The sequence below is a fragment of the Ruegeria sp. BC2 genome, assembly GCF_056539245.1.
In genome coordinates this window covers 323,637-335,869 of record NZ_JBQFUQ010000003.1, presented here as the reverse complement: position 1 = coordinate 335,869, position 12,233 = coordinate 323,637, and the positions used below count along the sequence as shown (strand labels likewise).

Sequence of the window (12,233 nt, the reverse complement as noted above, 5' to 3'; positions counted from 1 at the left end):
CCCCCTCGCCGGGGCAGGCCTTAGACACAAGGAAAGCTGACATGAGTCTTGTTGGAAACTGGTCCTATCCGACCACGATCAAATTTGGTGCGGGCCGCATCAAGGAACTGCCCGCGGCCTGCGCGGCGGCTGGGATCAAACGCCCGCTGCTGGTGACCGACCGCGGCCTGGCCGATCTGCCGATCACTGCCGCGACGTTGGACATTCTCGAAGCCGCCGGGCTGGGCCGGGGCCTGTTCAGCGAGGTCGACCCGAACCCCAACGAAAAGAACCTCGAGGCTGGCGTGGCCGCCTACAAGGCGGGCGGGCATGACGGTATGATCGCGTTTGGCGGCGGCTCAGGCCTGGATCTGGGCAAGATGGTTGCCTTCATGGCTGGCCAGACGCGGCCGGTCTGGGATTTCGAGGACATTGGCGATTGGTGGACCCGCGCGGATGCCGAGGCGATTGCGCCGATCATCGCGGTGCCGACGACGGCCGGCACCGGCTCGGAAGTCGGCCGCGCCAGCGTCATCACCAACTCGGAAACCCATGCCAAGAAGATCATCTTCCACCCCAAGGTGCTGCCGACCGTGGTGATCTGCGACCCTGAACTGACCGTGGGCATGCCGAAATTCATCACCGCCGGGACCGGTCTGGATGCTTTTGCGCATTGCGTTGAGGCCTATTCCAGCCCCCATTACCACCCGATGAGCCAGGGCATCGCGCTGGAGGGGATGCGGCTGGTCAAGGAGTACCTGCCGCGAGCCTATGCCGATGGTACCGACATCGAGGCCCGCGCCCAGATGATGAGCGCGGCCGCCATGGGTGCAACGGCTTTCCAGAAGGGGCTAGGCGCGATCCACGCCATGAGCCACCCGATCGGCGCGGTGTTCAACACCCATCACGGCACCACCAACGCGGTCTGCATGCCTGCGGTTCTGGAGTTCAATGCGTCTGTAATCGCCGACCGGTTCGAAGCAGCCGCAGCCTATCTGGGCATTTCGGGCGGGTTCGACGGGTTCAGGGCCTTCGTGCAGGAATTCAACGACTCGCTGGGTATCCCGCGCAAGCTGTCCGATCTGGGCGTGACCGAGGATGCGATCCCGGAGCTGGTCAAGGGTGCGATCATCGACCCCTCGTGCGGTGGCAACCCCATCGAGTTGACCGAGGAAAACCTGACCGGATTGTTCAGGGCCGCTCTTTAAGTGTTAGTCGGATCCGGGGAATTGATACGCTCCGGGTCCGGTCTCATTCCGCGGGTTGTGGTCCCGCTACCTGTTCACTTGCGAATTCTGCGGGAAATTGAGCGGCGAAAGCACGTTCTGGCTCATTGCGGATCTCGGACCAGGTCGGCGCCCGCTGGAAGCCAGGCGATCTGAGGGCCAGGGACAGCACGGATTTGTCCTCGACATAAATCAGCCCAAGCTTCTCAAGGCGGTCCATCGCAGAGTCAAAAGCGTCCACCCCGTACAAGTCGGATACCTGATCACCAAGAAGCGCCCTGCCGATGATCACTGGGCTCAGGTCAAGGATGGCCCGAGCCGCATCGTCCAATTGGTGAACAACGCGTTTGCCTGACGCTCGCCGGTCGATCACCGTGTTGCCCTCGACGTAGAGGGCTGACGTACCGGCCTCGCTTTGCCATGCAGAAAGAGCATCCAGCGTCGACGCCGCGCGCTGCGCTGGCGGGCTTGGACCGTTGTCGACGATGTCGAAATGGTAGGCGAAATTCCAGACTTCTTCGGGCGGCAGGTCGAATATGAAGGAATACGGCTTCGCTGGTTCGACCTCGACCCCAAATGCCTCGGGGTGTTCAAAATACGGGCTGAACCGGTCCGCTCGCACGGGTCCAATCGAGCCGGGTGGTTGCAGGTGATGCAGCAGCGGAATAAGCTTTGCCATCCGTTCGAAGGCCTCGGGGCTTTCACCGGGAAACCCGTAGAGGAAACACCACTCGACAAAAACTCCGGCCTCGGCACACAGCTTCAGCGTCTGGATGTTCTGAATTCCGCTGACCCCTTTCCTCATATGCGCAAGGGTCGGAGTATCGAAGGTCTCGATCCCCGGCTGGATCTTTCGAACGCCGGCGTCGGCCAGACGGGCGATCACGGTCGGCGAGAGGTTTGATTTGACCTCGTAATGCATCAGGAATGGTCTCGTGTCCTGCGCAAGTTTCGGGATCAGGGTCTTGAGGTAGCGGTGATCCAGAATGTTGTCGACCACGACAAGATCCGGGCCATAGAGATCGGCAAGCGTGCAGAATTCGGCATAAGCCCGCTCGGCTGACTTGCTCCGATAGGTCATCGATTGGCCGTTCAATCCGCAGAAAGTGCAATGGTGTTTCGCTCCCCACCAGCAGCCGCGCGATGTTTCGATCGTCGCCGATGGCACAAGGCGCGCTGATAGCCCCGTAGTGTTTTGAAATTGTTCAAAGAAGGCGTTGAAATCCGGGATGGGCAGCATGTCCAGATCCGTGGTCAGGCGCGGTCGAGACTCGTCCAGCGGGTTGTCCAATTGGCTCCGGTTCAGAAACCCCTCGACCACGGGCAAGGGTCTGCTGGGCCCCAGGGCTTTCAGAAACTCGGGAAAGGCATGGTCGCCCTCGCCAATGCAAACCGCGTCCAGTTCAGGATGCGCCTGCAAAAGCGCGCGCCCGAGCGGCCCCTCGCAGTTGGCGCCGCCCATGACGATGATCACTTCGGCTGACCGTTTCCGCACAGCCCGGGCCAGTGCGATCGAGGCCATGACCTGTTGGAACGAAGACGTAATCCCGATCACGGTCGGGTTCTGTTCCATCACCGCATCGGCGCAACGTTCGACGAATGCTCCGGCCTGCTTTCGGGCGGCAATGGCGTTTTGCATGAACGTCAGCCACTCGACACCCGACACATAGTCACCAAGCACCGTGGTCAGGTAGTCCATCGCGTCCAGATCGCTGCGCGGATAGATCAGATCGCTGAATATCCATTCACCCAGCAGCGCCTGATAGCAGCGGCCATCAGACAGCATGAAATACTCATCGAGGCCGATCGCCTCGGCATAGTCGAAGCTGAAGTACTTCTCGGTCGTCGCAAAGCCGTTGTCCCGCGCCAGCTGCGCGAGAAGAGATATCCCAAGCCCGGGATGTTGCAGAGAAGAAAACGGCATAGACACCAGACACAGCTGATGCAGGGCTGCGCCTTGGTCGTGACTGGAGACGGCCGCGCTTTCGCTCATGCGAAGTTACGCGCAGCGGGGCCGGATCACACCGTCGGACGTATCTTCGTAGGCATTCTTGATGTCTTGCATCGCCGACTTCAGGTCGGATTCACCGGAAAAGACGTTCCCAATCGCGGCCAACAGCTTGCGCGCCTCGCCATCCTGATCGAGCGAGATTCCCAAGCGGTTTACTACGCCTTCGGGGTTGTCGATGAATTCTTTTCGAAAGGCCTCGTCAAGGATGCCGCGGCCAATGATCTGCTGAACATCTTCCAGGGTCAAACCCCGAGTATGGTGGTCACTCATAATTGTTCCTTTCGCAATACAAGGCCAATTGTTAATAGTTTTTTTACTCAATATCAATGCCGTGGATGGTCCGCGCCACCCTTGCGTGGTGTCTGGAAAAAGGCCTTGATCAGCGACATACTGAACTCGGGCAGTCGGGGGGCGCTTGAACATGAGGAAACAGGTCCAGATCGAACCGACCGAGCGCAGAATGTGCACGGTTCTGTTCGCCGACATTGTTCGTTCGACCATGATGATCGGCAGTTTGGATCCCGAAGACGCCGTCAGCCATCTGGGCCCTGCCATCGAACTGATCATGTCGATCTGCGAAAAGTTTGGCGCAACCACGTTGTTCACCGGCGATGGCGCGCTCGCGGTTTTTGGATCACCGAACGCGGACGAGGATCACGCGGTCAAGGCAATAGCTAGCGCCCAGCGGATCATCGACCGCATCGGGAAGCTGGACGATCGGCAGTTGGATGTGCGGGTTGGCGTTCATTCCGGCGAACTACTGGTGGGCCAGTTGCAACACACCCTCGGAGAAGAGCAGGCCTTTCTAGGGCCGGTCATGAACATCGCCAGCAAGATCGAGGCCGCCGCCAGAAAGAACGTGGTCACGGTTTCCGGTCAGGTTTTGGAGAATGCCGGTGATCTGTTCGACCATACACATGTGGGCGATCTCGAGCTGGACGGGGGTGCGGGTCCGATCAAGCTGTTCGAAATCACCGGCCGCAAAGAACAGGTGTCGCGCTGGATGGCGCGGGCGCGTCGCGAACGTTCGCCATTTGTCGGACGCGAAAGGGAACTGGCCGAGCTTGTTGCGGCGTGGAACCAGGCGCGTGATGGCAAGGGCAACTCGGTGCTGTTGCTGGGGGCGGCTGGCGTCGGCAAATCCAGGCTGCTGCATGAGCTGGTCGAGAACTGGCCCCTGGGCGCGCACCAGGTTCTGGAGTTCAACTGCTTTTCGTTGGATCAGGAAGCTGCGTATCTGCCGATCACCCGCGTGATCAATGCCCGTTTGAGACTGTCGGACACCAAATCCGATGCCGAACTGGACCAAAAGCTGTCCGAGGTTCTGGGCGGGACCAAATTTCTGGATGCGCATACCCGTTCGGCCCTGTATTCGCTGTTCAGCCGATTCCAAACGGAACCGGCGCTTTCGGCTGTAGATCCGTCACGCCGACGGAGGCAATTGAACCAGATGCTGTCGCGGCTGGTTCTGTCGATGAAGCAGGACAAACCCCTGCTTCTGTTGTTCGAGGATTTGCATTGGGCCGACCAGGGGACTCTGGACGTCATCGACAACCTGCTGGGGCAGGTGCGGGGAACGAATGTTCTGATCCTCCTGACATCGCGCAACGCGAACCTGTTCACGAATGACCCGGTGGGCTTGCTCAAGGTCGTTCCGGTCGCCCCGCTGGGCGAGGCGGCCTGCAAGGACCTGATCACGCGCTTGCTGGGTCAGAGCGACTTCGATGGTCAGCTGGGCTCATACATCGAAGCCATGAGCGGCCGCACACCGCTTTTCGTTGAAGAATTCGCTCACCACATGCGGGACCGCATGTCGCAAGCCGGGTTCAAGGACGGAGCGATGGACAGCCTGGGCGACATCGAGATCCCCGCCCGGGTTCAACCGTTGATCGCCTCCCGGATTGATGCCCTGCAAAGCGAGGACCGCAAAGCTCTGCAGCTGGTTGCCGTCGGCGGGTTGCAGTGGACGTGGGGTGTTCTCGCCGACACGCTTCAACGGCTGGGCTTCGACGCCAAAGCCCAGATTTCGACCTTGGTGGAACGCGGTTTTCTTGAACTGCCGGAATCTCAGGACGGCCAGCAGCTGCGGTTCAGTCATGCGTTGGTGCAGAAGGTTGGGTATCGCAGTATTCCACGCCAGCGCCGCGCAAGGCTGCACCGTGCGATCCATGAAACTCTGCTGAGCCGCGGCACATCCGACGATCTGGACGTGGCACAGTCCATCGCCCGTCACGCGGACAAAGGCGAGTTATGGCTGGAGGCTGCCGAGGCTTATACGCGGTGCGGCGAGATGTCGATCAAGCTGTTTTCATTCGAGGCCGCCGTCTCATATTTCGAAAACGCCCTGCGGTGCATCGACCAAGTTCAAAAGCGGACCGGTACCCAGGTGGCTGTTGACCTCGGGCTACGCGCCCGACGCGGTCTGCGCGTTTCGCTGGTCGCCAGCGGCGACTTCAACCGCATCCTGACCATCTCACGCGAGGCGGAAGCCTTGTCCGACGCGTTGGGGGACACATCCGCGCGCGTTGCGTTTCAGGTCGACCAGGCGATCATGCTGACGATCTTGGCGGATGTGCGGCAAGCGATGGAAGTGTCTGAGCGCGCGCTGCGGACCGCAACCGACGCCGAAGATCCTCGCCTGCAGGCAAACGCGGCCTTTGCACTGGCCCAGGCTGCGTGGTTTCAGGGCAACTTCGCGGCCGCACGGTCGGCGATTGATCAGCATGCGGATCTGTTCCAGACGGTGTTCCGTGTGGCCGAAGCGGGCACCACCGGGTCGATTTCGGTGCTCGGGCTTGCAACCCGTGCCAACGCCAACAGCATGATGCATCGGTTTGACGAAGCGGATGCAGGTATCCGCGAGGTGCTGTCGATCGCCGAAGAAACCGGCAAGGCCTATGACCTGAGTTTTGCGCTGATCGCGCGGGGGATCTGGTGCTGGCAGCGAAACGAACCGGCTGACGCCGCCATTGCGTTGCGCCGCGCCTTGCGCGTGTCGGACGATGCTGGAATCGATGTTCTGTGCTGTTTCGCAGCGGCTCCTCTGGCTCGGGTGCAGTCGGTGTTGGGTGAGCTTCCAGATGCCCGGCTGGTCCTGAACCGAGGTCTCGAACTGGCGCGGGACATGGAAATGGAAGCCTTCATCGCCTGGCTGCTGTCGGCCGAAGTGCAGGTTCTGGCGCAGGAAGGCAGAACAAAAGAGGCCAAGGAACTGCAATCCGATTTGAACGACCTGTGTGACCGCAACGGGTATTTCCAGCACGAGCAATCAAAGTCATTGAGGGCGTTTAAGATTTGAACCCCCAAAAAGCCACGGCTGAAACGACTGCGCATTCTGGAGCTCGACCTCAGCGATGCAGGTTCAGCATCAGTCGGCCAAATCCGGACGGCGGCGTGGTGATCCCGGCCATCTGCATTGCCTGGAATGCCATCGCCTGATTTGAAGTGACGACGGGCTTGCCAACAGTTTTTTCAAGCCGGTCGATGATTTCCACGCTGCGCATGTCCGTACAGGACAAAACCAACACCTCGGCCTCGGGGCAGTCTGCAGCCAAACCCAGGTCAGACACCGCCTGCGGGGTCAGGGCGCCTTGGCCGTAATTGTCCAGCTGGCCTGTCACTTCGGACCGCGACACGGTTGCAATGCCAGTCTCGGCCAGGAACCGGATTGCCAAGTCATTGATGTCCGCGACATAGGGAGAGGCAAAGCCGATACGTGTCGCCCCCAGCGTACGCAGCGCATGCACCAAGGCGCCCGCGGCCGTAACGGTCTGCGCCCCGCTGCTGGTCTTGATACGGTCGGCAAGTTCGCGATCGAAGGCCGGGCCATGGGTCAGCGTTGCCGAGGTACACCCATAAAGAACGACATCCGGCCGGACACCATGCAAAAGCCTGAGCGGCTCAGCCAGATCGGCGGCGCCAAGACCGTGCATTTGGGCAGCATCGGGGATTTCTTCCTGATCATAGCCACCTATCCGGGCAAAGTGCAGCGAAACGCCCTCGGGCCGTAGCATCGTCATGTCGGGTTCGAGATTGGTGTTCGTGAATGGCACGAGAATGCCGAAACGGGACCGGCCCCTGGATGGGTGGAAATCTGGCTGTGTCATGGCTGAAACTCCTCGGCCCAACGCTCCAGAACCGCGGCCATGAGTTCGAGGTCTGCAGTCTGACCGATGGTGGCACGTAGGCAATTGGCCAGTCCCGCGCAGGATTGCGGTCTCAGGAATATGCCTTTTTCCCGCAGGGCTTTGTCGGCTCTGGTCGCGGTGGATTGGTCTGCAAAGCGGATCAGAAGAAAGTTGGTATGGCTTTTGGGAACGTCGAACTCGGCGGACCGAAGGCGATCGGCGAACCGGTCGCGCAGCTCGGCCGTGATGGCACATGTCTCGTGCATGTAGTCCTGATCGTTCAGTGCGGCCAAGGCAGCCGCCTGTCCGCACACCGAAACATTGTTTGGGTTCATCACCTTGCGTATCTGGACGGCGATCTGCGGTGGGAACAGGCCCCAACCGACGCGAAACCCGGCCAGCCCATAGGCCTTGGACAGAGTTCGAAGAACGACCGTGTCCCCCCGCGCGACAAGGTCGAACATCGGCTCGTTCAGATCATCGGCGAACTCGCCATAGGCCTCGTCGATCACAAGCAGTGTGTTGTCCCGCAACCCTTCCCGAAGCCGCACCAGATCGCGGCGGGAGATACGTGTCCCTGTCGGGTTGCCGGGATTGGCCACAAATACCACCCTAGTATCCTGCTGCATGGCTGCCAGAAGCGCATCGACGGATACGCATCCGTCCACCTCGGCGGCGGTGTCGAAACGGGCGCGAGCCAACTGAGCCACGGTACGAAAAAACGGGTATGCGTTCGCAGGGGCAAGAACGGCGGCGTCTGGTCCGGCAAAGGCCAGCGCCAGACCCTCAATCAGCTCCATCGACCCGTTCCCGCACAACAGACCTTGCTCGGGCAAGCCATGAAGCTCCGCCAGTCGCGCACGTAACGCCGTCCAGTCCGGGTCCGGGTAGAGTTGGCCGTTCGCGGCCGCCTCTGCGACGGCCTGTCCGACCAAGGGACTTGGCGGGCGCAGGCTTTCGTTCTGCGACAGCGAAACAAGGCGCTCTCCTGCCGGCGGATCCAGCTGAGCCAACGCGTAGGGCGACATGTCAGCGACATGGGAAACGGGACGGATCATGGCTTTACCCCATAGACATTCTGTGCGGCCCGGGTGCTCACAAGCTCGTCCCGCACATCCTGTCGAACAGCCACGGGTGACCTTTCGTCGGGTGGCCCAAATCCGCCGCCGCCCGGAGTTTGGAAGATCAGCGTTTCGCCGCCGCCAATTCGCACCTCGCCCTTGCCCGGTAAGTCCGCGCTGTCGGGGCCGAGACGGATGCGACCGGGCGCGCCCGCCAGTCCGCCGTGCCGTCCCTTGGCTGGGTTTGCGATGCGTTCGACCGAAAGGAACAGCATGAAATCCTCGCCGGAGGAGGAACGGATTTCGATGTCCTGCCCCAATCCGCCGCGGAGGCGACCGGGGCCACCGCTGTCCTGGCGCAATTCGCGACGCGTGATCAGGACAGGCGCGACAGCCTCAGTTGTCTCGACCTGGCTGCCCCAAACACCTGAGGGGAAGGCCGTCGCCGACAGGCCATCCAGGCTTGGCCTTGCGCCGGTTCCGCCGCTGAACACCAGTTCCAGAGCAAACTGCGTGCCGCCACGCGAAACCGCCTCGGGTGCGTGGCGCAGAGGCAGGTCGTACATGCACGAGGCGCCTTCGGCCGGCACGGCGCCCGGCAGAGCCTGCGACAGGCAGCCATAGACCAGATCCGGGGTCATCTGTCCCAATGTATGGCGCATGGCCACCGGAGCGGGTGGCTGCGCATTCAGAATGCAATCCGGCGGTCCCGTCACGTGGAATGGCGTCAAAGAGCCTGCGTTGTTTGGGATGTCTGGGCCGATGATGCAGCGCAGGGCAAATACCGTATAGGCCGTTGCATAGTTGAGTGGCACGTTGATGCCTTTGCGCGACAGGCCCGATGTGCCCGAAAAGTCGACCAGAACCCGGTCGTCCGTGATGGTCAGGGCTGCGTGCAAATCGATCTCGCACTCGTACCCATCGACGGTCAGCACATTGCGCCACGTGCCCTTCGGCAGCGCCGAAATGGCCTCGATCGTGCCGCGGCGCGAGGTTTCGATGATGTAATCGGCCAGACTGTCCAAAGTATCGATGCCAAACTCGACCATCATGTCGGCCAGGCGCGCTGCGCCTGTTTCGCAGCACGCGATCAATGCGTAGATGTCGCCCTCATTAGCGATGGGCTCGCGCGAGTTGGCTTTGACGATATCCATCAGCAGCGCGTTCAACTGACCTTGGTCGACCAGTTTGCACGGCGGGATTCGAAGCCCCTCATCAAAGATATCCGAGCCTTCGGGACCCATGCCCAAACCGCCAAGGTCGACCAGATGCGAGGTGCAGGCCGAAATCCCAACCACATTGCCACGATGAAAAACCGGCATCATCAGCAGGAAATCGTTCAAATGGCCAGATGCGATCCAAGGATCGTTGGTCAGAAAAATATCGCCTGGCTTCATTTCGGAGCGGGAGTATCGCCCGCACAGGGTCTTAACCGCTTCGGCCATCGTGTTTATGTGGCCCGGCGTTCCAGTAACGGCTTGGGCCAGCATACGGCCGCGTACATCAAAAATGCCGGCGGATATGTCGCCGCATTCACGAACGATCGGAGAAAAGGCGGCGCGGATCAGCGCCTGGCCCTGTTCTTCGACCACCGCTAGCAGCCGGTTCCACATGACCTGCAGACGGGTATTCGTCGTGTTCATTCGGCGTCCTCCTGTATCCGGTTGAGCCAGAGATTGCCGCCGCCATCGACGCTGGCCTGAAAATCCGCGCTGACGAATGTGGTGGTTTGAGGCTCGGCAATCAGCGCCGGTCCGCGCAGCCAATCGCCGGGTTCAAGACCGGATCGATCGTAGATACTGGCGTCGCACCAATGCCCGCTGACATCACAAAGAATGCGTCGATGGTCGCACGGCCGCGCCGTGCGCTGTTGGGCTACGTCAGGAACCCGGCTGAGGGCAGGGGCGGGTGACGACACCTCGACGGACCAGTTGAGAATCTCGATCGCCATTCCCGGTACCGCGCGGCGGAACAATCGGCTGTACTCGGATTCGAAATCCCGGCGCAGGATTTCGATGTCTGCAGGCCCAAGTGCCCGATCCGGAAGCGCGATCTCGATCTCATGACCCTGGCCGTGGTACCGCATGAAGGCCTTTTTTCGGATCGACAACTCGGCTTCGGGTGCACCGGCGCGGACCACGGCCAGCGCCTCGGCTGTCATTTCGTCAAAAAAGGCGTTGAGGCCGTCGAGATCCGGCTGGTCCAGAGTGGCATAGCGCGACCGGACGATTTCGAAGGTGACCGGGGCATAAAGAAATCCGACCGCTGACCCTACGCCCGGGTCCTTCGGGATCACGATTTGGTCGACCTGACACCGCCGGGCCACTCGCGTTGCGTGCAATGGCCCATTGCCGCCAAAGGCGATCATCACTCGGGTTGCCAACTCTTTTCCGGACTCGACCGCGTGCATCCGACCTGCGGCGGCCATGCTTTCGTCGACGATTTCGCTGAGACCACGTGCGGCCAGGTCCGGCGCCAAATCCAGTGCGCTCCCGATTTCCACGGTGATGGCCTGTTCGGCGGCTGCCGTGTCAATCGTCAGTCGGCCTTCGGCAAACCGGCCGGGTTCGATCAGGCCCTGCACCACATCGGCGTCTGTCACGGTCGCCGCCCTGCCGCCATTGCCGAAGGCGGCAGGGCCTGGCTGTGCGCCGGCACTTTCGGGGCCAACCTGCAGGCGACCCAGCCGGTCGACTCTGGCAATCGAGCCGCCGCCTGCGCCGATTTCGATCATCTCGATCACGGGGATGCGCACCGGCATGCCTGAGCCTTTGATGAAGCGCGCGGCTCTTGCGATTTCGAACCTGCGCGCGGTCTGCGGGCGGAAAGCATCAATCAGACACAGCTTGGCCGTCGTCCCCCCCATGTCAAAGCTGGTTACGGCCCGCGCACCGGTTTCAGCCGCGATCCGTGCGGCAAGGATGGCCCCACCGGCCGGGCCGGATTCGACCAACCGGATTGGCAGGCGGGCGGCCGTTTCCAGGGTTGTCATACCGCCGCCGGCCGTCATCATGAGAATGGGACAGGTCAACCCCTCTGCGGCGAAGCGGGATTGGAACTCGGCCAGATACCCGGCCATCTGGGGCTGGATATAGGCGTTGGCGATGGTGGTGCACAGGCGGTCAAACTCGCGCGCCTCGGGGCTGACTTCGTGCGAGAGCGAGATGGCCAGATCGGGGAGCGCCCTGAGCAACTGGTCCCGCAGAGCCAACTCGTGCTTTGGGTTGGCATAGGAATGCATCAGGCACACCGCCACGGCCTGGGCGTCGCTATCCGCAATCTGGCGCACCAGATCGTCCATTCCCGCGACATCCAGCGGTGTCAGTTCGTCACCACGTGCATCCATTCGCCCGCCGATCGTGAAGGCACGAGCGCGTGGGACCAGCAGGTCGGGCTTGACCAGATTGATGTCATACTGGCTGTAGCGACGTTCATACCCAATCTCGAGTATGTCCCGAAACCCGTCGGTGGTTATTGTCGCAACCGGGGCACCGCGCCGCTCGATCAGGGCATTGGTGGCCAGAGTGGTGCCGTGAATGAACCCGGAAACCTGCGAGAAACCGGCATTGGCGTCATCCAGAACGCGCTTTGCACCAGTCAAGGCACCGACGGTTGGGTTGTCCGGTGTCGTCGGAGTTTTCGTCGTTGCGAGGATATTGGATTGCCCGTCCATCAGAACGGTATCGGTAAATGTGCCGCCAATATCGACGGCCAGCCGAAGCCCAGCGTGATTGTGCATAAAATGAAGCCATGGGCAGAAGTTTCAGATCGGTCCGGGCTGCTGGTTCAGCATCCGGAGACTGCGAAAAACCCGTCCCTCGTCAGACGA

8 protein-coding genes are annotated in these 12,233 nt (G+C 61.3%); 2 read left to right on the top strand and 6 right to left on the bottom strand.

The annotated features are described in order from the left end of the window. Positions 1–41: 41 nt before the first annotated feature. Positions 42–1,187, top strand: a complete 1,146-nt coding sequence (locus tag ACR0CU_RS14760) for an iron-containing alcohol dehydrogenase (RefSeq protein ID WP_170448186.1) — start codon at positions 42–44, stop codon at positions 1,185–1,187. Positions 1,188–1,230: 43 nt separating this feature from the next. On the opposite strand, the gene ACR0CU_RS14755 is transcribed toward ACR0CU_RS14760, so the two are convergent. Further along, a complete protein-coding gene (locus tag ACR0CU_RS14755; RefSeq protein ID WP_170448184.1) occupies positions 1,231–3,198 on the bottom strand; it encodes a RiPP maturation radical SAM C-methyltransferase in 1,968 nt (655 codons plus the stop codon). 6 nt (positions 3,199–3,204) lie between these two features. Then, a complete protein-coding gene (locus ACR0CU_RS14750; RefSeq protein ID WP_170341400.1) occupies positions 3,205–3,486 on the bottom strand; it encodes an Os1348 family NHLP clan protein in 282 nt (93 codons plus the stop codon). A gap of 151 nt (positions 3,487–3,637) precedes the next feature. On the opposite strand from ACR0CU_RS14750, the gene ACR0CU_RS14745 reads away from it, so the two are divergent. Beyond that, on the top strand, positions 3,638–6,514 hold the full coding sequence (locus ACR0CU_RS14745) for an ATP-binding protein (protein WP_170448182.1): 2,877 nt from the start codon (positions 3,638–3,640) through the stop codon (positions 6,512–6,514). 49 nt (positions 6,515–6,563) lie between these two features. On the opposite strand, the gene ACR0CU_RS14740 is transcribed toward ACR0CU_RS14745, so the two are convergent. The 4 genes from ACR0CU_RS14740 to ACR0CU_RS14725 are packed head-to-tail and all read right to left on the bottom strand — an operon-like array spanning position 6,564 to position 12,143. After that, on the bottom strand, positions 6,564–7,322 hold the full coding sequence (locus ACR0CU_RS14740; protein WP_170448180.1) for a maleate cis-trans isomerase family protein: 759 nt from the start codon (positions 7,320–7,322) through the stop codon (positions 6,564–6,566). After that, positions 7,319–8,401 (bottom strand): pyridoxal phosphate-dependent aminotransferase, encoded by a 1,083-nt coding sequence (locus tag ACR0CU_RS14735; RefSeq protein ID WP_170448178.1) that lies wholly within the window; start codon positions 8,399–8,401, stop codon positions 7,319–7,321. Before ACR0CU_RS14735 ends, ACR0CU_RS14740 begins: the two co-directional genes overlap by 4 nt. Then, positions 8,398–10,047, bottom strand: a complete 1,650-nt coding sequence (locus ACR0CU_RS14730) for a hydantoinase B/oxoprolinase family protein (RefSeq protein WP_480643332.1) — start codon at positions 10,045–10,047, stop codon at positions 8,398–8,400. The genes ACR0CU_RS14735 and ACR0CU_RS14730 overlap by 4 nt, the downstream gene beginning before the upstream one ends. Beyond that, complete coding sequence (locus ACR0CU_RS14725) at positions 10,044–12,143, bottom strand: hydantoinase/oxoprolinase family protein (protein WP_170448174.1); 2,100 nt, start codon at positions 12,141–12,143, stop codon at positions 10,044–10,046. Before ACR0CU_RS14725 ends, ACR0CU_RS14730 begins: the two co-directional genes overlap by 4 nt. Positions 12,144–12,233 lie beyond the last annotated feature (90 nt).